The 24,619-nt window shown below is 31.5% G+C and carries 22 protein-coding genes; 7 read left to right on the top strand and 15 right to left on the bottom strand.

The window, feature by feature from the left end:
- The first annotated feature begins 29 nt into the window (after positions 1–29).
- Entirely contained in the window at positions 30–638 is a 609-nt protein-coding gene (gene plsY, locus HMPREF2586_RS09495; protein WP_046208729.1) for a glycerol-3-phosphate 1-O-acyltransferase PlsY, read from the top strand.
- A 461-nt stretch (positions 639–1,099) separates the two neighbouring features.
- Entirely contained in the window at positions 1,100–1,396 is a 297-nt protein-coding gene (locus HMPREF2586_RS09490; RefSeq protein WP_046208554.1) for a HesB/YadR/YfhF family protein, read from the top strand.
- Positions 1,397–1,600: 204 nt separating this feature from the next.
- Here the strand turns inward: HMPREF2586_RS09490 and menI are convergent, their stop codons facing one another.
- The 3 genes from menI to HMPREF2586_RS09475 all read right to left on the bottom strand — a co-directional run bounded on the left by menI (position 1,601) and on the right by HMPREF2586_RS09475 (position 6,890).
- Positions 1,601–2,062: a 1,4-dihydroxy-2-naphthoyl-CoA hydrolase MenI gene (gene menI, locus HMPREF2586_RS09485; protein WP_046208555.1), complete on the bottom strand. Its 462-nt coding sequence runs from the start codon at positions 2,060–2,062 to the stop codon at positions 1,601–1,603.
- Between the two features lie 221 nt (positions 2,063–2,283).
- Entirely contained in the window at positions 2,284–4,986 is a 2,703-nt protein-coding gene (gene acnA / locus HMPREF2586_RS09480; protein ID WP_046208556.1) for an aconitate hydratase AcnA, read from the bottom strand.
- A gap of 260 nt (positions 4,987–5,246) precedes the next feature.
- The gene (locus tag HMPREF2586_RS09475) at positions 5,247–6,890 is read right to left on the bottom strand and encodes a BCCT family transporter (RefSeq protein ID WP_371090931.1); all 1,644 of its coding nucleotides are present in this window, start codon (positions 6,888–6,890) and stop codon (positions 5,247–5,249) included.
- Between the two features lie 216 nt (positions 6,891–7,106).
- On the opposite strand from HMPREF2586_RS09475, the gene mscL reads away from it, so the two are divergent.
- Complete coding sequence (mscL, locus tag HMPREF2586_RS09470; RefSeq protein WP_046208558.1) at positions 7,107–7,457, top strand: large conductance mechanosensitive channel protein MscL; 351 nt, start codon at positions 7,107–7,109, stop codon at positions 7,455–7,457.
- Between the two features lie 459 nt (positions 7,458–7,916).
- Here the strand turns inward: mscL and sbcC are convergent, their stop codons facing one another.
- From sbcC to sosA, 8 genes are all read right to left on the bottom strand, one after another.
- Complete coding sequence (sbcC, locus tag HMPREF2586_RS09465; protein WP_070658480.1) at positions 7,917–10,943, bottom strand: exonuclease subunit SbcC; 3,027 nt, start codon at positions 10,941–10,943, stop codon at positions 7,917–7,919.
- Positions 10,940–12,073: an exonuclease subunit SbcD gene (sbcD, locus tag HMPREF2586_RS09460; RefSeq protein WP_070812725.1), complete on the bottom strand. Its 1,134-nt coding sequence runs from the start codon at positions 12,071–12,073 to the stop codon at positions 10,940–10,942. The genes sbcC and sbcD overlap by 4 nt, the downstream gene beginning before the upstream one ends.
- Positions 12,074–12,248: 175 nt before the next feature.
- A complete protein-coding gene (locus tag HMPREF2586_RS09455; RefSeq protein WP_046208561.1) occupies positions 12,249–12,716 on the bottom strand; it encodes a CcdC family protein in 468 nt (155 codons plus the stop codon).
- A 246-nt stretch (positions 12,717–12,962) separates the two neighbouring features.
- A complete protein-coding gene (locus HMPREF2586_RS09450; RefSeq protein WP_046208562.1) occupies positions 12,963–13,148 on the bottom strand; it encodes a hypothetical protein in 186 nt (61 codons plus the stop codon).
- A gap of 313 nt (positions 13,149–13,461) precedes the next feature.
- Positions 13,462–13,701, bottom strand: a complete 240-nt coding sequence (locus HMPREF2586_RS09445) for a YneF family protein (RefSeq protein WP_019467986.1) — start codon at positions 13,699–13,701, stop codon at positions 13,462–13,464.
- Between the two features lie 210 nt (positions 13,702–13,911).
- Positions 13,912–15,900, bottom strand: a complete 1,989-nt coding sequence (gene tkt, locus HMPREF2586_RS09440; protein ID WP_070658478.1) for a transketolase — start codon at positions 15,898–15,900, stop codon at positions 13,912–13,914.
- A 76-nt stretch (positions 15,901–15,976) separates the two neighbouring features.
- A complete protein-coding gene (locus tag HMPREF2586_RS09435; protein WP_046208564.1) occupies positions 15,977–16,225 on the bottom strand; it encodes a DUF896 domain-containing protein in 249 nt (82 codons plus the stop codon).
- 123 nt (positions 16,226–16,348) lie between these two features.
- Positions 16,349–16,582: a DNA damage-induced cell division inhibitor SosA gene (gene sosA / locus HMPREF2586_RS09430; protein ID WP_064209002.1), complete on the bottom strand. Its 234-nt coding sequence runs from the start codon at positions 16,580–16,582 to the stop codon at positions 16,349–16,351.
- A 142-nt stretch (positions 16,583–16,724) separates the two neighbouring features.
- Between sosA and lexA the strand changes: the two genes are divergently transcribed.
- Complete coding sequence (gene lexA / locus HMPREF2586_RS09425) at positions 16,725–17,348, top strand: transcriptional repressor LexA (RefSeq protein ID WP_064209003.1); 624 nt, start codon at positions 16,725–16,727, stop codon at positions 17,346–17,348.
- A 188-nt stretch (positions 17,349–17,536) separates the two neighbouring features.
- Here lexA and HMPREF2586_RS09420 read toward each other — a convergent pair whose 3' ends face one another.
- The 3 genes from HMPREF2586_RS09420 to rpsN all read right to left on the bottom strand — a co-directional run bounded on the left by HMPREF2586_RS09420 (position 17,537) and on the right by rpsN (position 20,012).
- A complete protein-coding gene (locus tag HMPREF2586_RS09420; RefSeq protein WP_070658477.1) occupies positions 17,537–18,553 on the bottom strand; it encodes a CAP domain-containing protein in 1,017 nt (338 codons plus the stop codon).
- Positions 18,554–18,573: 20 nt separating this feature from the next.
- The gene (guaC, locus tag HMPREF2586_RS09415; RefSeq protein ID WP_070658475.1) at positions 18,574–19,551 is read right to left on the bottom strand and encodes a GMP reductase; all 978 of its coding nucleotides are present in this window, start codon (positions 19,549–19,551) and stop codon (positions 18,574–18,576) included.
- A gap of 191 nt (positions 19,552–19,742) precedes the next feature.
- Positions 19,743–20,012, bottom strand: a complete 270-nt coding sequence (rpsN, locus tag HMPREF2586_RS09410) for a 30S ribosomal protein S14 (protein ID WP_046208569.1) — start codon at positions 20,010–20,012, stop codon at positions 19,743–19,745.
- A gap of 223 nt (positions 20,013–20,235) precedes the next feature.
- Here rpsN and rpmG point away from each other — a divergent pair, with 223 nt between their 5' ends.
- A complete protein-coding gene (rpmG, locus tag HMPREF2586_RS09405; RefSeq protein WP_017724369.1) occupies positions 20,236–20,385 on the top strand; it encodes a 50S ribosomal protein L33 in 150 nt (49 codons plus the stop codon).
- A gap of 349 nt (positions 20,386–20,734) precedes the next feature.
- A complete protein-coding gene (locus tag HMPREF2586_RS09400) occupies positions 20,735–20,983 on the top strand; it encodes a hypothetical protein (protein ID WP_046208570.1) in 249 nt (82 codons plus the stop codon).
- A gap of 328 nt (positions 20,984–21,311) precedes the next feature.
- Here HMPREF2586_RS09400 and HMPREF2586_RS09395 read toward each other — a convergent pair whose 3' ends face one another.
- On the bottom strand, positions 21,312–22,799 hold the full coding sequence (locus HMPREF2586_RS09395) for a catalase (protein ID WP_046208571.1): 1,488 nt from the start codon (positions 22,797–22,799) through the stop codon (positions 21,312–21,314).
- 224 nt (positions 22,800–23,023) lie between these two features.
- Here HMPREF2586_RS09395 and HMPREF2586_RS09390 point away from each other — a divergent pair, with 224 nt between their 5' ends.
- Complete coding sequence (locus tag HMPREF2586_RS09390) at positions 23,024–24,469, top strand: amino acid permease (RefSeq protein WP_046208572.1); 1,446 nt, start codon at positions 23,024–23,026, stop codon at positions 24,467–24,469.
- The last annotated feature ends 150 nt before the right edge of the window (positions 24,470–24,619 follow it).

Genomic DNA, 24,619 nt, shown 5'->3' with positions numbered 1-24,619 from the left:
ATGTCATTAAAGGATGTGGATTATGTATGGTGATGATAATAATCATGTTAATTTTAAGTTATCTCATTGGTGCTTTCCCAAGTGGCTATGTAATAGGTAAATTATTTTTCAAAAAAGATATTAGACAATTTGGTAGTGGGAATACAGGAGCAACAAATAGTTTTAGAGTGTTAGGTAAACCTGCAGGATTCCTAGTTACATTTTTAGATATATTTAAAGGATTTATTGTTGTATTCTTACCACTTTGGTTACCAGTACATGCAGATGGTGCTATTAGTACATTTTTCACAAATGGACTCATCGTAGGCGCATTTGCAATTCTAGGCCATGTGTATCCAATTTACCTTGGATTTAAAGGTGGAAAAGCAGTTGCCACAAGTGCAGGTGTGATACTTGGAATCAATCCTCTACTATTACTCATTTTAGCAGCGATTTTCTTTGGCATACTTTATTTAACAAAGTATGTATCACTTTCGAGTATCATAGCATCAATCTGTTGTGTTATCGGTGCGCTGTTAATTCGTGATTATATCTTATTAGTCGTGAGTTTCGGTGTAGGCGTCTTATTAATATTTAGACATCGAACAAATATCGTGAGGATTTTTAAAGGCGAAGAGCCAAAAATTAAATGGATGTAACTATTACAAAAGTCATTAGCAATCAATAAAAAAAATAGCAAACATTGCTCAGTCTGAGATATTCTTATGTCTCAACTATTGAAAAGTAGAAACGAATATTTGGCTAATAGAAAACGACAACACAAAAACTTGTTTATTAGCCAGTTTCCCAACATAGTGAAACAGAAATCTTTAACATAGACTTCTGTTTCACTATTTTTTTATTCACTAAAATAACAATATACACTTCAGAATATTATAATAGTCTTAATTATGTCACACTAATTCACAACATTTTTAAAAATTCTTTGCCCTCACCCTAAAACATATTGAACAATTTGAATTTAAAGAAAATAATACTTAATTATGTTATAATACTTTTATTGTTACTCAAATTTGGGTAATAGATATAGTACTAATTTAAAAATTAGTAACCAATGGTCACAAGTTTAAAACTTGTGAAATGAGAGGGGACTTTTATTATGGATATAAAACTTTCAGATAACGCTGTATCTTGGTTTAAAGATGAACTTGATTTACCTGAAGATAACAAAGTCTTACAATTTTTCGTTCGCTATGGTGGAGAATTCCAATTAAAACAAGGATTTAGCCCTGCATTCAGTGTTGATCAAAAAGATGATGTAGAAATTGGTTACGAAAATCATTTTGACGGCTTAGATGTAGTAATTGCAGAAAAAGACTTATGGTATTTTGAAGACCATGATTTATTCATAGACGTCAATGATAGTGTCGATGAAATTTCATATTCTGCTAAATAATAATAGAACTCAATTCACATAACACAATTGATCATTCATATATAAATATATACTTAAAAAGAGCCTGGTTCCATTCCAGGCTCTTTTTATTTATCATTTTGATAATCTTGTGTACATTTCAAAAACACATTGCAAATCAATCATTGTATATAAATACATACGCATACACTTAATTATGCATTTATACATTTAACTACAACTATATTAAAGTATGCCATTTTTCACTTCAAATGTTTCTCCTGCTTGATTTCTTTTATCTACATCGGCATACATTGCATGCCATTCAGGAAAATATCTATCCAATCTAATAGGCTTAAAGTTATCCTTTCTAATACAAGTCAAAACAGTTGAACCAGTAGTCGCTAAATCACCTACTTCGTTATATACTTCATAACGATAAATTGATCTTAAACGCGTATATTTTTCAACCCATGTCTTAATTTTCACAGTTTCAGGATACTGTATTGTTTTTATATACTTAATATCTAAATCTGTAACCGGTGAAATAATACCAGATTCTTCCATAGCTTTATAGCTAAAACCTAATTTTGATATATAATCTGTACGTGCAACCTCAAACCATGTTGGATAATTACCGTGATAAATCACACCCATTTGATCTGTTTCTGCATAACGTGAAGGAATTTCTGTAATACTATAAATCATTATAAACGTCCTCTTTTCAATTGTTCGTAGTACTTATATATAAATATTAACATAAAAAAGAATGCAAGGCAGAAATCACATTTTAAAATTCGTTGATTATAGACTCACCGAGCTAAAGATAAAACGCTAACGTTTAAAAAATCTATTCAACGTTCGCAAATTAAAATAAAGGCTGAGACACAAAATATTGTCTCAGCCTTAACTATATTCATAATGAACAGTTAATTTGCTAATTTATTTCTTAATACTAATTGTAAAATACCGCCATTACGATAGTAATCAATTTCTACATGTGAGTCGAAACGTGCAACTGCTTCGAAGTCAATAACTTCTCCATTCTCTTTTTCAGCAGTTACTTTTACTAAATCATGTGGTTTTACACTTTCATCGATATCTACTGAAATCGTTTCTGTACCATCTAAGCCTAAACTATCAGCAGATTCGCCATCTTTAAACTGTAAAGGTAACACACCCATCATAACTAAGTTAGAACGGTGAATACGTTCATAACTCTGAGCGATTACAGTTTTAACACCTAGTAAATTTGTACCTTTAGCTGCCCAGTCACGAGAAGAGCCCATTCCGTAATCATTACCAGCTAATACTACTAAACCAGTGCCATCTTCTTTATATTTCATCGCTGCATCATATATAGGCATTTGTTCACCAGTAGGCCAATAAGTTGTGAAACCACCTTCTGTACCTGGTGCTAATTGGTTTTTAATACGAATATTAGCAAAAGTACCACGAACCATTACCTCATGGTTACCACGGCGAGAACCATAAGAGTTAAATTGACGAATAGGTACGTCATGATCTAATAAATATTTACCTGCTGGTGTATCTTTACCGATAGCACCTGCTGGAGAAATATGGTCAGTCGTAACTGAATCTCCAAATTTACCCATAATACGTAAATTATTTAATGATTTAATATCATCAGGTTCTTTAGATAAGTTTTGGAAGAATGATGGATTTTGAATATAAGTTGACTCTGGATCGAAATCATATAACGGTTGGTCTGTTACATCGATTTCATTCCACATTTCATTATTATTATAAACAGTTTCATATTCTTCTTTAAACAATTCAGGAGTAACAACACTGTCTACAGTATCTGCGACTTCTTTAATTGTTGGCCAAATATCTTTCAAGTAGATATCTTCTCCATTTTTACCTTTACCTAAAGGTTCATTTTGTAAATCAATATCGACTGTACCAGCAAGTGCGTATGCAACTACTAATTGAGGTGATGCTAAATAGTTCGCTTTTACTAATGGATGAATACGTCCTTCAAAGTTACGGTTACCTGATAAAACAGAAGTCACAAGTAAATCTTCTTCAGCAATCGCTTTTTCGATTTCTTCTAATAATGGTCCTGAGTTACCGATACATGTCGTACAACCATAACCTACTAAATTAAATCCTAAGTCATCTAAATATTCTTGCAGACCAGAATCTCTTAAATAACCAGTAACAACTTTAGAACCTGGCGCTAATGATGTTTTAACATATTCAGGTACTTTCAAGCCTTTTTCTACTGCATTCTTAGCTACCAAACCTGCACCTAACATAACATATGGATTTGACGTATTTGTACAAGATGTAATTGCTGCAATAGCAAGGTCACCTGTAGTCATTTGTGTTTTAGAACCATCTTTAAATTCAATTGTTGCTGTTTTATCAAATTCACTCTCATCAAAACCATGACCTTGGTTACCAGCTGGTGCAGTAACAGATTTTTCAAATTCTTCTTTCATATCACTTAAGAAGATTAAATCTTGTGGACGTTTTGGACCTGAAAGTGAAGCTTCAACTGTAGCTAAGTCTAATTCAACAACGTCTGTATAATCTGGTTCATCTTTATCAGCAGTAAAGAACATATTGTTTTCTTCTAAATATGTTTTAACTAATTCAATTTGTTCGTCTGAACGACCAGTTAAACGTAAATATTTTAAAGATTCTTCATCTACAGGGAAGAAGCCACAAGTTGCACCATATTCAGGCGCCATATTTGCAATTGTAGCTCTATCTGCTAATGGTAGATGTTCTACACCTGGACCAAAGAACTCAACAAATTTACCAACAACGCCTTTTTTACGTAATTCTTGTGTTACACGTAATGCTAAATCTGTTGCAGTAGCACCTTGAGGTAACGCATTGGATAATCTAACACCAATCACTTCAGGAATTGGGAAGTATGAAGGTTGACCAAGCATACCAGCTTCGGCTTCAATACCACCTACACCCCAACCTAATACACCTAGACCATTAATCATAGTTGTATGTGAGTCAGTACCTACTAAAGTATCTGGAAAAGCAACTGTTTCTCCGTCTACTTCACGTGCGTGAACAACGTTTGCTAAGTACTCTAAGTTAACTTGGTGTACAATACCAGTTGCTGGTGGAACTGCACTATAGTTATCAAATGCTTTAGTAGCCCAATTTAAGAATTGATAACGTTCATAGTTTCTTTCAAATTCTAATTTCATATTTCTTTCTAGTGCGTCTGGATTCGCATAGCTATCTACTTGAACTGAGTGATCGATAACTAAATCTACTGGCACTTCAGGGTTGATTTTGTTTAAGTCTCCCCCAACATCATTCATAGCTTTACGTAATGACGCTAGGTCAACAACTGCAGGTACACCAGTGAAATCTTGTAAAATTACACGAGATGGTTTGAAAGGTACTTCACCTTCTGTACCTTTATTGAATTCTGACAATGCTTTGATGTGCTCTTCAGAAATAACAAATCCATCTTCTTGTCTCAATTCAGATTCTAGTAAAACTCTAATCGAATATGGTAATTTGGATATCTTTGTTAAACCTTGTTCTTCTAAAGTTTTTAAATCATAGTATGTGTATGATTTCCCATTTAGCTCGAATGACTTTTTCGCTTGCTCTTTTAAATTAGAAGCCATATAAATCCCCCTTGAAAATTTTAGTAAATATATGCCGTTAATTAAATTGTATAATTATATGTAACTTAAAACAACTACCTAACATTATAAACCTCTATAATTTAGATTTGAATTTACAATCAGCATGTATAAGCAAAACTTATCGCAAGTGTATCGTGTAATAAGTTATTATTATTAATTGAGAATCATTATCATTAATTTAGAGCAATTAGTATATATACAAAAAACTGAGAGCCTATGTTGGCCCTCAGTTTTTAAGACTATTTTTCAGATTTTTCAGCGTCTCTTAACGGCGCTCTTCTATTAATTATATCATCTTCAAAATCTTCTTGTTGATATTGTACATAATCTTGTAATCTGTGTTTGTTAGGCGTTAAAGTTAAGCCTAAGAATTTACGTTCCTTATTTGCATCCTTGTAGAAAGAAATCATCATCATTATAACTACAAAGGAGAATGGTAACGCACTAATTATCGCAGCACTTTGAATTGCATTCAACGCATCTGCACCATTTCCTCCACCTGCAAATAGTAATACGAAAGCAATTAATGACTGAGCAATACCCCAAGTCACTTTAACAACATTTGAAGGTTCTAATGAACCAAATGTCGTTTGCATACCTAATACAAATGTTGCAGAGTCGGCAGATGTAATAAAGAATGATGCAATGAGTACTAGTGCTATCAACGACAATATAATTCCAAATGGTATTTCATTAAACACACCAAATAGTTGTGTTTCTGCAGTCATATTAAATAGTTCTGGATTTTTCTTACCAGTTTCAATACCTAATACACCAAATACGCTGAACCATACAAAACTTACTAAAGCAGGTACTAAAAGTACACCAGCAATAAATTCACGTACTGAACGACCTTTAGAAACACGTGCTATAAAGATACCTACGAATGGACTCCAACTTAACCACCAGCCCCAATAGTAAAGTGTCCAGCTAGACATCCATTCACGTTTTTGTGGGTTTTGAGCTGCTGTATCAAAAGTATTAAATAGGAATGAATTTAATAAACTACCTGTTGAACTTGTCATCATATTTAATATCAACACAGTTGGTCCAATAATTAAAACTGCAATCATTAAGACCGCACCCAAGCTAATATTTAAATTACTTAAGTATTGGATACCTCTACTTAAACCTGACCATGCACTCATAATAAATAGAATCGTAACGATCACAATAATGATTGCTTGTACCCAAATAGTATTTGGTACACCAAATAGGTAATTCAAACCACCATTGATTTGTAGTGCACCCATACCTAACGAAACAGCAACACCGACAACTGTTGCAAATACTGCTAACACGTCAATGATCGTTCCAATTGGACCTTCTACTTTATTGCCTAAGATAGGGCGTAACGTTCTTGAGATAAGTCCTGGTTCTCCTTTTCTAAACTGAGCGTAAGCAAGTGCTAATGCAACCACACCATAAATAGACCACGCATGGAATCCCCAATGGAAAAACGTAGAACGTAATGCTTCAGTATATGCTGCAGTAGTTTTAGGTTCCGCATTTGGCGGTGCAGCAAAATCTGCCATAGGTTCAGCAGCACCGTAGAACACAAGTCCTATCCCCATACCAGCACTGAATAGCATCGCAAACCAAGATATCGTATTAAACTCTGGTTTATCATTTGGTTTACCGAGCTTTAATTTTCCAATAGGACTAAAAATTAGGAAAATACAGAAGAAAACAATAAACGTTGTAAGAATTAAGTAATACCAACCCAATTTATCTGTAATCCATAGCTTAATTGTGTTAGTAACATTGTCAAATTGTTCTGGAACAATTGCCCCGATTAAAACAACGATACCAACAATAATCGCACTATAAATAAATACTGGGGATATCTTCTTACCGTTTGGTTGATTTTCAGAAGAATTCACAATTAATTACTCCCTTTCATATTCATATTAAATTTTTAAATCTAAATAGAAATTTGCAAAAATAAATTTATTTCTATTTTTTAGTTTAACCATTCATAAGAATAACAAACATCTATGTTAATATCAAATTCACTTTTAAAAAGTATTTTCATAATTTAATAAATATTGTATAATAACATTTATATTAAATATATTTAATTAAGAGAGGTTAATAATATGCTACAAGAATTTAAAGATTTTGCATTGAAAGGGAATGTCTTAGATTTAGCAGTAGCTGTAGTTATGGGTGCAGCTTTCAACAAAATTGTAACAGCTTTGGTTTCATATATTATCATGCCATTAATCGGTTTAATCTTCGGTACCGTTGATTTTGCCAAAAGTTGGTCCTTCATGGGTATCAAATATGGTATGTTTGTACAATCGATTATTGACTTTATTATTATTGCATTCGCACTATTTATATTTGTTAAAATTGCAAATACATTGATTAAACAAGAAGAAGAAGAAATTGAAGAAAACACAGTACTATTAACAGAAATTCGTGATTTATTACGTGACAAACAATAAACGTTAACACGAAATATTATTTAGTACGCTCGTATTTTTGTAAGAAATTAGGATAAAATTCCTTAAACTATAATCCCGTAAATGAATTTTCGACATTCATTTACGGGATTATTTTGTTATTTGGACATTCTACCTTTAATTCATAAGACGAGCTAACTTGTTGCTATTTCCTTTTTATAATAAGACTCTTTGTTACAAATACTTCACCCCTAGTTTTAAATTTAGCGCTATTTGTCTAAGCTATTCTCAATAAAAAACAAGGCCTTTGCATATTATTAATAGATGATTAAACTAAACTTATAACCTAAATCAACATATCATCCATGTATAAACTTTCATTAAGTTTATTTTAAAATGAAATTATTTAAATAACCATCTTCAATGCCCTTATATACCCATTTCTTTAAGATTAAAAACAGTGAATTACTGTTCATAAAGTAATTCACTGCTTTTATGCTTTTATTGTTTTATAAACTTTGTTTTACTTTGGTATTGTTCTGTCTGCACTTCTAAAATAAGTGGAATACGTTGCTTTAATTCACTAACATGAGAAATAATTCCAACCATTCTTCCAGAAGATTTTAAACTAAGTAGTGTATCCAAAGCAGTTTCTAGGGTCTCCTGATCTAAAGTACCAAATCCTTCGTCTATAAACATCGAATCTAATGCAATGCCACCAGATTCCTGTTGTACTACTTCACTCAGACCTAAAGCCAGCGCTAAGGATGCCTGGAAGGTTTCTCCTCCTGATAACGAAGTAATATGTCTTTTCTTATTAGAGTGAGAATCAAATACATCTATTTCTAAGCCACTATACCCTTTTGAAGTTTGTTCCCTTCTAACTAATTGATACCTTTCACCTGTCATCAATGATAAGCGTTGGTTCGCATGCGCAAGTATACGTTCTAAATAATAAATTAAAACAAAATTTTCTAAAGTTAATTTTTGTTCATTTTTCCCAGATAAAACTTCTGCTAATTGAAAAACTTCTTGTTGTTCTTGTAGTTCTTTTTCTAAATGATTTATAATAGCATAAATATTATCAATTTTATTGTTGTTAAACTCAAGTTTATAATTATGTTTACTTAACATCGCTTTGGCATGATCTAGTTGTATTTTTTCCTGCTCATAATCTTTTTTTAATTGATTAACATCACATAATTCTTGGTCATTAATTTCTGTTTCCAGCTGTTTGATGATAATCTCAAATTGTTGTTTCTCTTGATTAAATTTGTTGATTTCTGCTTCTATTTTCGTTTTATTAGGAATTTCATTAATCGTGTGTTCTACATCTTTTAATGATGTAAAGCCAATTCTATTCATTTCATTGTTGATTTTATGGTCCGCTTCTTTAATATCCTTTTGCAAACTCTCTTCAGTATTGTCAAGATGTGCTTTGTTATTCATTTCTAGTGACAATGCGTTTTTAGATTCTTGAAGTTGCTGTACTAACCATTCATATTGCTTTTGATAATCATTGACTTTCACTAATGAATTGTCATAAGCAGTAATAAATTTATCCACGTCTGTATATTGTGTTGTATTTTCAAAATCATTTATCATCAATGTATTTTCATCTAATTTGAATTGTTGCGTTTTTAAATCCAATTCTAACTCATGTGCTTTCTGCCTTAGATTAAAAATTTTCTCTTGAAGGTTTCTAATTACTTCATTTTCCTCTTCTAGCAATCTTTTTTCTTTTAATAAGTTATCTTTAGTTAATTCTAGCTCAGTATAATTTGTTTTTTCTAAATCATCTAAGTTAAATCTATGTAACTGTTCTGAAATGTGATGCCATTCACTTTCATATTTAATTTTTTGCTCTTTTAATTTTAGACGTTGTTGTTCTATATGATCAAGCTGACTATGTCTTTTGGTAAGTTCATCAAAATCTATATGATGTTCAATTTCATGAATTTCATTGCCACAAAGTGGGCAAGTATCACCTATAGCTAGCACTGATTGTAACTTAGATATCATATCTTGTTTATTATTTAAATCTATATTAGTTTTATCGATTGCTTCATATTTAGCGTCTAATGCACGCATTTCAGAATTAATATGTTCAGTTTGGTTTGTTATGTTAGTTTGTCGCTTTTGCAAGTCTTGATATTCGTTTTTATTCAACTCATTTTGTTTGTTAACCTTAATTTCATAATCCAACTGATGTATTTTTTCATTAAGTTGTTCATTTCTTTTATAATCTGGTTCTCTGTCATTTAATTTTTCAATATATTGATTAAGTAGTTGTTTTTGTTGCTCATACGTTGATTTTAACTCGACATATGTGTAATTTAAATTTTCTCTTTGTTGATATATATCTTTATACTTATCAAATTTATTGTAAAATATTTTAGAATTTTCTATAAATGATTTCGATTTCTCTATTGTTTCAGATAGTTTCTGATGTTTTTCAAATTGTTTCTCGTAGTCTTCTAATTGTCTTTGTAAATTTGAAATGACTGCTTTTGTTTCTGTTTTATCTTTTTTTATCTCTTCGTGCTTTTTTAAAAGTTTCTCTTTTGAATCAAGTAAATTAGAAAGTGGTCTTACCTCATTGATCTCATTTAATAGTTTTATTTGATTTTTTATATGATTTTCATTGGATAACAAATCTTCTTGCTTTTGCTTATTTTGTTCAAGACTTGTCATAGCATCTTGAAGTTTTAAATTACGATTTAATAAATTTTCAGCTTGCTCAAATTTTTCAATACTTCTTTTTTCAGCTGCTAATAAATCATTTTGAATAGAATCGCCTATACTTTTGAATTGTGGTATTAATGCTTTAATTTTATCAGTTTGTCTTGAACTAACTTCTTTATATTCTTTTAACACACTATCATCAAAAGTATCCAAATCCATCCAATCCGTTTCAAGTGTATGATATCGCTTTTCAATATTCGCCCTTACCTCTTTAACATCATCATTTAACAATTTTTGTATTTCTTCAAATCTTTGACTATTAAACAATGTTCTTAGTATTTCTTGTTTTTCTATACTTTTAGATAATAAGAAACGTTTAAATTCACCCTGAGGAAGGATAAATAATTGTCTAAACTGTTCCGAATTAACTCCAAGTAACGATCTAATAAATTGATTTCCAGCATTCACTTTACTTTCACGTAATTCATATGTATCTTCAAGTTGATAAATCGAAAGTTGTCCAAGTGTTTTATTTTTATTGCCTTCTTTTACAAATGCACCTTGTCGATTAATTTTATAAATACTATCTCTCAATTTAAACTCGAACTCAACGACCATTGGTAATTTAGCATCTGCAAAGTGACTACGTAAATCCCCTTCGTTTCTATCTTTTGTCGATGCTTCACCAAATAAAGCGAACACAATAGCATCAAATATCATCGTTTTCCCTGATCCCGTTTTTCCGCTAATTAAAAACAATTGATCATTGTTTACTTGTTGAAAATCAATTGTTTCATCTAAAAAAGGGCCGAAATTAGTTAATTTTAAAGTTAAAGGTCTCATTTAGTCTGATCTCCTTCAAGTAAATGATTTAAAACTTTACCAATTTTATTATTTTGAACGCTCGTTAATGTTTCATCCGTCATATTTTCAAAAAATTTATTAATGATTGTTTTATCATCTAATTTTTGTATTTCTATATTTTCATGATGTAACGAGGTATTAAATTCAAACGAACTATTGGTAAGTGACAACGTGTTTGGATAAATTTGTTTCAAATGCATCATAGGATCACTAACATGTGACATGTGTTTTAGTTTAAAATGTAAATAATTGTTTTTATCTTTTATGTCTAATTTTTCTTGGATAGCATCTTCGTAGTCCCCTTCAATGACTTCTAATTGTCTTAAAGGTGTTAATGGTTTAAATTCATTTTTTAATTTATGATCTATCACTTCAATTACCCTATAACCTTTAGGTTGTGTAGCTTCTGAAAAAGAATATTGTAATAAAGAACCACTATAATGAATAACATCCGAATTTATACTAAATGGATGATGTAAATGCCCTAACAATACTGCATCAAATTGTTGGAATGAATTTTCTGCAACTGATTCAACAGTGCCAATTGTCAATGCTCTTTCAGATTCGCTGCGAATACCACCTTGGACTGTGAGATGTCCTACCAGCATATTCACTTTATTTTCATTTATATTCTGCGTTATAAATTCTATTGATTTATTCACGGCTTGTTGATGCGTTTCAATCGTTTTATCATTAAAAAAATAACTTGTTTCATTCACAGTAGAAAATGGTAATGTATAAAAATCAATATTTCCAATCGAAATAGGATAACACATATCTTCTAATGAGGTTCTAATATAAAGTTGAGATTTTTCAAACCACTTTGAGCCATAATTTAACCGTTCTTTACTGTCGTGATTTCCACTTATAATCACTAAAGGAATGTTCATTTCTAAATTTAACGTATTAATTGTATTTTCTAATAACTGAATTGCTGCTTTGTTCGGATAACTTGTATCGTATAAATCACCTGCTATTACGATTATGTCTGGTTTTTCGTCGTTCATTTTATCTATAAATTGGTTTAATATATGTGATTGGTCTTCCAGTAAAGATTTTCCATTCAAAATCCTACCTAAATGCCAATCAGCTGTATGTATAATTTTCATTCTATCACTCCTAATAGAACATCCGTTCGATTTTATGATATAATACTCCAACTTAATACTCAAGTAATTTCTCAAAATATAAAACAGGCTACTTAAATTCCGTGATTTTTAAGGAAATTTAGTAGCCTTTTGTATCAAGCATATTCAATTACACTAGTATTATTACATATTTCGCTTATTTAATTAATGTTTTCTTAACTTTTTTATATTGATATAACATAGCCAATCTCCAAGGTACAATCATACAAAATGCTAGTAAGAAAAACATGCCAGCAATTTCACCTGGATCTATTTTATTACTAATAAATATTTTTATAATCGTTCTAATCAACAATAGAGAAATTAAGATAATAGGAAAAGCTTTAGATCGCTTCATATATATTTCACTACCGTATGTCTCAAAACGAGACGTCCAAATCAATATCGTTGAGAAAAGCACGCCTAATATAATGCATTCTATTATTTCCATACCTGTTAACCTGAAATAAGGAACAACATACATTAATGCACCTGTTGCCATAAAAAACGGCGGTAAAATAATTTTCTTTTCATTTACTGGATATTGTTGCGCCTTCATTCTTACAACGATTACCCCAATACCCATTAAAAAAGCTACGACTATAGAAAAAACTAAATATAACATGCTTACACCTTCTTTATGTTACTGACTAAATCTCCACCTAAAATAGTATATCATTTTACTATTTAACATTCAGTAATTTTAATATGTTCCATTTGGTCTGTATAACATGTTATTTAGCCTTATTTGTAGATTTCAAAATTCAATTATGTATATATCAAATGATTAATGCCAACGTCGGGAGGTATTGATAGAAAATTACTCAAAATAAAATAAGCCTTGTTTCAGACTTATCTTATTCATTGCTATTTAAATAGCGCGTGTTGTATCACAAGCTGACAATGCATTTTCTAAAGTATATCTAAGATAATTCATATCATGCATTTGCATCGCATTGTGATATTCTTTGAAAGCTTCATCAGTAGAAAAGTTAATATGCATATTTGCTAGTCGATCTAAAACTTCTTTATCTTCCATGTCATAAGCACTCTTCACTTATTAATACCTCCCTTATATATACAAATTATAACAAATATGATTTTACAATCAAATATTTACTGAATATTTAAAAAATAAATTACATTCACTATCACTTTAATTATTTTAATACCCATTTAAAAAACTTAATCCATCTATAAAATTTCAAATCATTAAAGTATGATTTGCAAATAACAAAATTAAGTAGCATCACATTTATATGACCGAACCTGGATTATATTCTCATTTTTTAAATATAATAGGTATTTGTTCAAACCAAAAAAACTGACGATTTACTAGTAGGTAGTAATCATCAGCTTTTCACAAGACGTTATTTCTTCTTCTTGAATGCGTCGTCTTGATTTTTATTCATCATTGTCATCATTTGATTTATTTTCTTTTGAGATGGTTTTTGACCCATCTGCATCATCATCATTCGTAGCATTTCTTCATTAATTGGCGGGTTCTTTTTCAAATAATCCATCATATATTTTCTCGCAAGGAAAAATCCACCGACTAGTCCTAGAATAAGTGCTAACACGATTAATAAAATTGCTAACCAAGTTGCCATTGTTTCACCCACTTTCCTATCCTAATGCATTTTACTAAAATAAGCACTCCTTTTCAAGAGTGACTCAATTCATTTATATTTCCAACCTTATGTATTATATCAATTATAATTTCAGTTTGTAAATATAATCCAATTTTTATTTATAAATAAAAATTGGTATGAGAACAAATGCTCTCATACCAAAATATTAGCTATCTTTTATACAAATGATTAGAACGATTGAATTTGATTTAGGACGTTTTCTTTAGTGAAACCATATTTTTCAACTACTAAATCACCAGGCGCACTTGCACCAAATCCATCAATACCAATAACTTTACCTTCAGTACCTACATATTTATGCCAACCTAATGATGATGCCATTTCTATAGCTATACGTTTTGTAATTGAAGATGGTAATATTGATGCTTTATATTCATCTGATTGTTGATCAAATGCATGCCAGTTAGGCATTGATACAACACGTACACCTTTACCTTGTCCTTCTAAATCTTTAGCAGCTTCAATAGCTAAATTAACTTCTGAACCTGTAGCTAATAATAAGAACTCTGGATCTTTATCTGATTCAAACACCACATAAGCACCTTTACGTACACCTTCTTCAACAGTTTCTTTAGGTAAATCCATTGTTGTTAGGTTTTGACGCGTTAGTACTAAAGATGTAGGCGTACTTTCTGATTCCATCGCTACTTCCCAAGCTACACGTGTTTCATTACCGTCTGCTGGACGAATAACATTCATGTTTGGAATTGCACGTAAACCAGCTAATTGTTCGATAGGTTCATGTGTAGGACCATCTTCACCAACAGCAATTGAATCATGTGTAAAAATAAACGTTGAATTTAATCCCATGATTGCTGATAAACGAAGTGCTGGTTTTAAATAGTCACTAAAGACGAAGAAAGTTGCTCCATATGGGTGTAAACCACCATGAGCTGCCATACCATTCACTGCAGCACCCATTGCAAATTCACGTACACCAAACCAGATATTTTTACCTTCAGGTGTATCTTTATCAAAATCAACCGCATCTTTAACGTTTGATTTATTTGAACCTGCTAAGTCAGCTGAGCCACCAAAGAATGAAGGCACTGTTTTACTAAGTGCTTGAATGACTTCACCAGAATCTGCACGTGAAGCACCACTATGTCCTGCTTCAAATTCTGGCAATTCATCAGAGTAGTTCGTTGGTAATTCACCACTGATTGCTAACTTAAATGATTCTGCTAATTCTGGATATTTTTCATTGTATGTTTCAACAAGTTTATTCCAGCTTTCTTCTTTTTCATTAGCACGTTTCAACATTGTTTGTTGGAAAATTTCATATACTTCATCAGGTACGTTAAAGCGTTTTTCAGGATCCAAACCATAGTTTTCTAATGCTAATTTTCTTTCTTCTTCACCTAATGGAGCTCCGTGTACACCATGAGAAGCTTGTTTGTTTGGTGCGCCGTAACCTATGATTGTTTTTACTTCGATAATTGTTGGTACATCAGAAGCTTTAGCTTCTTTAATAGCATTATCGATAGCATCTATATCATTACCATCTTTAACTAAAATATGTTCCCAACCATATGATTCAAAGCGTGTTTTAACATCTTCAGAAAATGCTTTGTTTAAATCACCGTCTAAAGAAATGTCATTTGAATCATATAACACGATAAGCTTATCTAATTGGTTATGACCAGCTAATGATGCAGCTTCATGCGAAATACCTTCCATTAAATCCCCATCAGAAGCTATCACATAAGTATGGTGGTCTACTACGTTAGCGTCTTCTTTATTAAACTTACCAGCAAGATGTTTTTCAGCCATTGCCATACCTACAGACATAGCAAAACCTTGTCCTAATGGTCCAGTTGTTACTTCAACACCATCTGTATGTCTAAACTCTGGATGACCTGGAGTTTTTGAACCCCATTGTCTAAATTGTTTTAATTCATCCAATTCTAAACTACCTGAAACATGTAATAAACTATAAAGCAACGCAGAACCATGCCCTGCAGATAATACAAAACGATCTCTATCAAAGAAATCTTTTGATTGGGGGTTGAAATTTAAGTGGCGTGTCCATAATGTATATGCCATTGGAGCAGCTCCCATTGGTAATCCAGGGTGACCTGAGTTTGCTTGCTCAACAGCATCGATACTTAAAGCTCTTATCGTATCTATTGCTAATTGATCTTTTTCTTTATTCATCTAAATGACTTCCTTTCTTATAGCAAGTTTCAGTACTATTATACCTTATTTAGTATTTATTTAACAAAAAATTGATTTAGTTATTATCTTTTTTATCTTTAGAATCTAATATTTTTTTCACCTTTTCAGGTGTTACATCATTGCCCTCGGGATCAATGACTCTTGTACTTTCAATTTGTTTTTTAAAGCTTTTTCGGAAAGAATCTAAATATGCCTTCCTTAATTTCGATTGCTCTTTTGATTCAGATTCAGTTAACCCTTGTTCCTTTTTCTTTTTTGCTAACTCATTTATACGCTTAATATCTACGGCATCATTTTTCGCCATAATAAACCTCCGTAATTCATAATATAGAAAATATAACAAAAAAATAAGCGAAACTAAATAGTTACGCTTATTTTATCATTTTCCTAAGCAAATTCACTTTCACAATAAAAGTGGCTTAATATTTTATTTGGCTTTAGCTAAAAATTGATTAAGTGTCCGTTCGCTTTTTTCATCTGAGTTCATTTGATACTGTTCGTCTTTTGTAGAAACATTTGTCATTTGATGATCTGTCATTTCGTACGTCTGTTCTGATTCGGTATTATAATAAGCAGTCAATATGAATACAGTACATAAAACCATTGTAGCTAACAATACTGCAATATAAGGTTTGATTTGATATATATATAGTTTAAACATATAAGTCACTCCTAGGAACGTTTGTTTGTAGCTATACTTTATCAGAACATCTGTTCTCTGTCAATACGAAAACGAACAAACGTTTGTAAACGTTAATAATACATGCTATAATAAAAATAAATTAACGTAGGGAGTGCCTATTATGAGAGAATTAACTAAGCGACAAAATGAAATTTTTGAATATATTAAGCATACTGTTCATTCAAAGGGTTATCCGCCAAGTGTTCGAGAGATTGGTGAAGCTGTTGGTTTAGCATCAAGTTCAACTGTGCACGGACATCTTTCTAGATTAGAAGAAAAGGGTTATATAAAAAGAGATCCAACTAAACCACGTGCAATCGAAATCGTTACCGAACAATTAGGTGAAACTGTAAACATGGAATCCACAATCCACGTGCCAGTCATCGGTAAAGTAACAGCAGGTATACCTATCACTGCTGTCGAAAATGTTGAAGAGTATTTTCCGTTACCTGAGCACTTTACATCTACACATAACAGTGATATTTTCATCTTAAATGTTGTTGGTGATAGCATGATTGAAGCTGGAATATTGGATGGAGATAAAGTTATCGTAAGAAGCCAAACGATTGCTGAAAATGGTGATATTATTGTAGCCATGACAGAAGAGAATGAAGCTACAGTCAAACGTTTTTACAAAGAAAAAACACGTTACCGTTTACAGCCGGAAAACAGTACAATGTCGCCAATCTATTTAGATCAAGTTGCTGTGTTGGGTAAAGTTGTCGGCCTATTTAGAGAAATTTAATTTTATAGATAAAGACACTCTCAATAAATAAGAGGCTACGCTCTAAGCGTAGCCTCTTATTTATTGTCATTTTTTTCCAAAACATCTTTTACTTTTTCTAGTATATCTTCTGTTTGAGCTTTTTTATTTGTTGTCATAATACCTCATCCTCACAGAATACAGATACCCTTTTCAACAATGTATAAACACTATCCCGTATAATTTTCAGTCCAATAAGGTTGTTTGTGTTCATTAAAATCAACACCGACACCTAACGTACTAAATTCATCTTTAAGGATATTTTTTCTATGGCCTAAAGAGTTCATCAATCCTTGATGAGCATAAATACTACTTGGTTGACCATAAGCTAAATTCTCGCCAGCTGCATTAAAATCATGGCCATCTTGTTCTAATCTATCAAATGGTGAATCACCAGATTGATTATTATGGTCAAAATAATTATTCTCAGCCATATCAGTGCTGTGTTTACGTGCTGTATCAGAGATAGCCGTCGAATAATCTAACGTATTTAACCCATGTTGTACTCTTTCAGCATTGACCAAATCAAGGTTTTGCAGTTCAAAACCTTTTGCTAAATTACGCGATGGTGTTGCATATTGATTTTGAAGTCTATTCTCCATTTTTTCACTTACTAATAGTAGCGCAGTAAGATTATTGTCATTATGTTTGTCATAAAAAGCAGTTGTGTAAATGTTGTCTTTTTTAAAATTGTCAAATTCATTATCGCGAACGTCTATACTTAAATGACCTTTGCGTTTTGCAGTTATCGGATCACCTAATCGTTCTCTAACTATATCTTTAGGAGTATTGTATTTGATTTTAGATTTTGAAGAAATAACATTTTGATTACTGTATAGTCCGTTCACTTTACCTTTAATATAACTTACCATAATAAAACGCTTATAATTCTCCGAATAGTAAGTATACCATTGCGTACCATATTCATTTGAAGTAACACGTTTTGCCTTACCTAGTTTTGTTTCAACTTCATCCTTTGACATATTCATTTGAATGTTATTCAAAGCAAATTCTTGCTCATCAGGTACTTTTAAAGCATTTTCAGTTTGTGACTGTTCAGAAGAAGACCAACTATCTACTTTTGCTTTAAATTGTTGCTGTAAATTTTCTAAAGGTGTAAATGCTTTGATTGGAGTAATTAAAACAATACAAAGAAATACAATTATATATAATAAAAATCGTTTAATTTTTTACACCCACTAGTTTATTAGTCTCTATCTCCATTAAAGATTGAGTTTCTTACTATAACATAATCAACTTTAGTTAATGAATTTAAATCATTGCCACCTGCATATGAAATAGAACTTTGTAAATCTTGTTGCATTTCAATTAATGTGTCTTTCAATAAACCTTTATGCTCAACAAACATTTTTTTGCCTTCAACATTTTTGTGTTCACCCTTTTGGAATTCTGACGCACTACCAAAATATTCTTTATACATTTTTCCATCTAATTCAACGGTTTCACCAGGTGATTCTTCATGTGCAGCAAACAGTGATCCTACCATAACCATTGATGCACCAAAACGAATTGATTTAGCAATATCACCGTGAGTTCTGATTCCTCCGTCAGCTATTATTGGTTTTCGTGCAGCTTTACTACAATGGTTCAACGCGGCTAATTGCCAACCACCTGTGCCAAAACCTGTTTTAATTTTTGTAATACAAACACGACCTGGTCCAATACCAACCTTAGTTGCGTCTGCACCAGCATTTTCCAGTTCACGTACGCCTTCCGGAGTACCAACGTTACCAGCGATAACAAATGCTTCAGGTATGTGCTTTTTAATATGTTTAATCATATTAATGACAGCATCTGAATGACCATGAGCGATATCAATTGTTATATATTCAGGAATCACATTCTCATGTGCTAATTTTTCAACAAAATCAAATTCACGCTCTTTGATACCAACTGAGATTGAAGCAAATAATCCTTTATCATGCATTTTCTTAACAAATGGTATACGCGCTTCTTCATCAAATCTATGCATAATATAGAAGTAATCATTTTCAGCGAACCATTCTGCTAATGTCTCATTCATTACTGTTTGCATGTTTGCAGGTACCACTGGCAATTTAAATGATTTTGGTCCAAATTTCACAGTAGTATCACATTCTGAACGACTATTTACAATACATTTATTTGGAATAAGCTGTATATCTTCGTAATCAAATATCTTCATAATTAAATAAACCCCTAACATTTATTAATAAAATAGTATTTAAAGGTAAGATTTTCAAATGAAATTCATAACTATAACTGAAAATACTTATACATACGATAGTTATTTCCGAACAATGACATTTAATTTATCTTTACCAATAGTTAATATACATGCTTTTACCTTAAATGTAAATGAACTAAAGTCTGAAATTACCAACTTGATTTTTTTACGCCTGGTATTTGACCTTTATGCGCATGTTCTCTAAATGCAATACGTGACATTTCAAACTTTCTGAGCACCCCTCTTGGACGGCCAGTTACTTTGCATCTGCGTGTCAGTCTTGTCGGTGAAGCATCTCTAGGTAATTTGCGTAATGCTTCATAATCTCCTTGCTCTTTCAATGCTTTTCTCAATTCGTAATATTGTGCTACTAAGCGTTCTCTCTTTTGTTCCTTAGCAATTTTGGATTTTTTAGCCATAATATTCTCTCCTTTTAAATCGTAATAATTACGTTTTGTATAATAACACATTCTATTCATTTATCAAACTAAAATAATTAAATGATTAAAATCCAAATAATAATTATCAATTTAAAATATAATTAACTATACACTTTTCAAAATTAAATCTTATTGAAATTAATAATAGAATATGGTAATATTTTAAAACGTAATGATTCCTGTTAAGAAAGAGGTGTTAACTTTGCGCGTAAATATAACATTAGCTTGTACTGAATGTGGTGATCGTAATTATATTAGCACTAAAAACAAGCGTAATAATCCAGAACGAATTGAACTTAAAAAGTTCTGTCCACGATTAAATAAATACACATTACATCGTGAAACAAAATAATTCTGTGCTTTCATTATCTTTTTAATACGACACTTCAAGCTAATTGTCTGGGATAAAACATCTCGGACTTAGCGTAAACGTCAATTCTATTTCATTACAATAGAATTGACGTTTTTTATTATATAGTCATTTTATTAGTTTCAATATTCATTGAAATAATGGTGATTTAAAACTTTAAATACACAAAATTACTATCGCTTATTACAAATTATAATTTATTCACCAATTTTAATAGTTATTTAACAATAAAGTGTTTAATTAACACTTTTAAATAAGTTAAGCGTCTATTAATCATGGTCCCCAAGCCTTATAATGAAATCGTATATTAAAAAATATGGAGGCGTTTTATATGGAAAATCGTCATATTACTGATAATCAAAAAAAGCACATAATCAATTCAATAACGGAGAAAACAAAAGATAAAAGCGTATGTAACTGTGAACATCCAAATATTGAAATACTAGATGGACATTATTTTCTACCATTGTTAACTGCTTCTTTAGGAAATGATCCAACACCTATGATAACTTTATTGTGTAATAATTGTGGGAAAATGCATTTCTATTCACAAAACTTCTTAGGTATAAAAACACGATAAAGATTTTTAATGACTGTGCCATAAAATTACTTATCCTTCAGTCGAACATTATGTTGTTAGCGTTAATTAAACAATTCTTTAATAGCTTACAATTCTCCAACTTTGTAAGCTTTTTTATAAATGGATCAACTTAAAAATTAAATCATACTTAATAATTCAGCACGAAATATAAAAACGGATGATTTTTTACTTTATATTGTAAAAAATCATCCGTTTAATATCATATACGCATTACAGATAACTCAAATATTTAGAATAAATGAACTGTTTTCATATCATTCTATACGCAAATGAAACATGGTTATGCATGTATAACAAAATACACTTATTAATCTGCAATTTCTAGGTCTACATCATTAATGTCAATGCCTAGTGCTTTCGCAACACCTTTACCATACTCGCTATCCGCTTTATAGCAGTGACGAATATGACGATGTTGAACCTCTAAAGTAGTACCTTGCATTTCATTGGCTGTATTTTCAAAAATACGTTCTTGTTGTTCTTTTGATTGTAATCTGAATAAACGACCTGGTTGTTCGAAGTAGTTATCATCGTCTTCTCTGAAATCATATTCATAAGCTTCTCCTTCAACTTTAAGCCCAGGTTTTTTAAATTCAGGTTGATCTTCAAATGAGCCATCACTATTTGGATAGTAGTGTGTACCGCCACCTTGATTATTATCAAGAATTCTCATTTGACCATCACGACTGAATGGGCAAATATTTTCAATGCCTACACCTTTAGGTTGGTTAACTGGGATTTGCCAATGGTTCACACCTAATCTATAACGTTGCGCATCACCGTATGAGAATAATCTACCTTGTAACATTCTGTCTGGAGAGAAATCTATACCAGGTACAATATTTGTTGGTGCAAAAGCAGCCTGTTCAACATCTTGGAAATAGTTATCTGGATTACGGTTAAGTTCCCATTCCCCAACTTCAATAAGTGGGTAATCGCCTTTATACCAAACTTTAGTTAAATCAAATGGATTATCTTTATGATTTCTAGCTTGTTCTTCTGTCATTACTTGTATATATAATTTCCATTTTGGATAATCTTTATTCTCAATTGCTTCAAATAAATCACGTTGTGATGATTCTCTATCATGAGCAATGATATTAGCAGCTTCATCAGGTTGTAAGTTTTCAATACCTTGTTGTGTTCTGTGATGGAATTTTACCCATACACGTTCACCTTTGTCGTTATACATTGAGTACGTGTGTGAACCAAAGCCGTGCATATGTCTAAAGCCTTTAGGAATACCACGGTCTGACATTAAGATTGTGACTTGGTGCAATGCTTCAGGCAATGATGTCCAGAAATCCCAGTTGTTTTGTGCGCTTCTCATATTTGTTCTTGGGTCACGTTTTACAGCGTGGTTTAGACTTGCAAATAATTTTGGATCTCTAAAGAAGAATACTGGTGTGTTGTTTCCTACTAAATCCCAGTTTCCTTCATCTGTATAAAATTTCAACGCAAATCCACGGATATCACGTTCAGCATCAGCCGCACCTCTTTCACCTGCTACAGTTGAAAAACGTGCAAACATTTCCGTCTGTTTACCAACTTCAGAAAAAATGCTTGCTGATGTATATTGTGTAATATCATTTGTAACTGTAAATGTACCAAATGCACCTGAACCTTTTGCATGCATACGTCTTTCAGGTATAACTTCTCTATCAAAATGAGCCATTTGCTCTAAAAAGTACCAATCTTGCATTAATAATGGACCTCTAGGGCCTGCTGTCATACTATTTTCTCTATCTGAAACTGGTGCGCCAAATAAGCTCGTCAATTTTTTCTTGTTACTCATAATATTTCCCCCGCTTTTTTCTTATTAATAATAATTATTACCTAGTACTTATTTTAATCTATAATATTTGTAAAAGCAACTCACAATACATGTATAAAATAACAATTTTCAAAATATTTGAACATTTTATGGCTTTAAAGTCATAAAAAGCATTGCTCTTAAATCATAAAACCATTAAAATGAAGAATATATTTAAAATTCAATAGACTATAGGAGACTGTATTATGGCACAAAACAATATGAATCGTGGTCTAAATTCAAGACACATTTCTATGATAGCAATTGGCGGTGCAATTGGCACAGGCTTGTTTGTAGCTACTGGAAGTGTAATATCACAAGCTGGACCAGGTGGTGCAATATTAGCTTACTTGATTATTGGTGTAATGTTATATTTCTTAATGTCTTCAATTGGTGAACTTGCTACCTTTTACCCTGTATCTGGTTCTTTTAGTTCTTATTCAACCCGTTTTGTTGATAGTTCCCTAGGCTTCACCATGGGGTGGCTATATTGGGCAATTTGGCTATTAGTTACAAGTGTTGATATTATTATTTCTTCAAGTGTAATTTATTATTGGGATTTCTTCCAATTTTTCAGCCCAGTTACTTGGAGTATTATCTTCCTTGCTATACTTTTCTTACTTAATATTTTTTCTGTAAAAGCTTTTGGTGAAACAGAGTTCTGGTTATCTCTTATCAAAGTTGCAACAATAATTATTTTCATCGTTATTGGTGTATTAACGATTATTGGTATCTTAGGTGGAAAGACATATGGTTTAGGTAACTACGTAACAGGAGAAGCTCCTTTTGTAGGAGGTATCTCTGGCTTCCTTGGTGTTTTACTTGTCGCTGGATTCTCTGTCGGCGGTACTGAAGTCGTAGCCGTAACAGCTGGAGAATCTTCAAATCCAAGTCAATCCATGCCAAAAGCAATTAAACAAGTATTTTGGAGAATATTATTGTTCTATGTTTTATCAATCGCCGTTATTTCAGCAATCATTCCTTACACAGATCCATTGTTATTAAACAAAAGTGAATCTGTCTCACAGAGTCCTTTTACAATCGTTTTTGATCGTGTAGGTATTGCATTTGCTGCATCTGTTATTAATGCTGTTATTTTAACTTCATTATTATCTGCTGCAAATTCAGGTATTTATACTACAAGTAGAATGTTGTTCTCAATGGCTGAAGATAAACAAGCACCTAGATTTTTGAGTAAATTAAATAAAACTACAAAGTTACCTTTGGTATCATTGTTCGTAACTTTTATGATCGTTTTATTAATAATTATAATCGCTCAGTTTAAATCAGATATCGTCTTTTCATTATTAAATATTATTGGTTCTTTAGTCATCGTTGTTTGGGCTTCTAGTATCGTAGCACAAATCCGACTGCGGTCTGCGATAAAAAAACAAAACAAGAACCCTGATGAAGTGCTACCTTATAAAGCTCCCTTTTATCCCTTAGGGCCAATCATAGTTATCATTGCGTTATTATTCTTATTCATCGGAAATTCAATTGGTGCAATTTTAGCAGGCGACATTAGTGTCTTAATTAGAAACCTATCGCCAATGATCATTTTAGCCATCATATATTTTGTCCATAAATTATTGCGACAAACTAAAATTGTTAAACTCGAAGACATTGATTTAAAAGAACATGATTATAATTAATGAACTGCACTGTAAAAGTATTTTAAGATACTTTTTGCAGTGCTTTTTTAATATTAAAAACCCTACAGTTATTTATTACCTACCTATTCTAAAATAAACCTTTATCATGAGATTTTATAATAATTAAAAACATATCATATTTTCAGATAG

Source organism: Staphylococcus sp. HMSC034G07 (assembly GCF_001835975.1).
GTDB classification, from domain to species: Bacteria; Bacillota; Bacilli; order Staphylococcales; family Staphylococcaceae; genus Staphylococcus; species Staphylococcus ureilyticus.
This window is presented reverse-complemented; position numbering and strand designations above follow the sequence as displayed.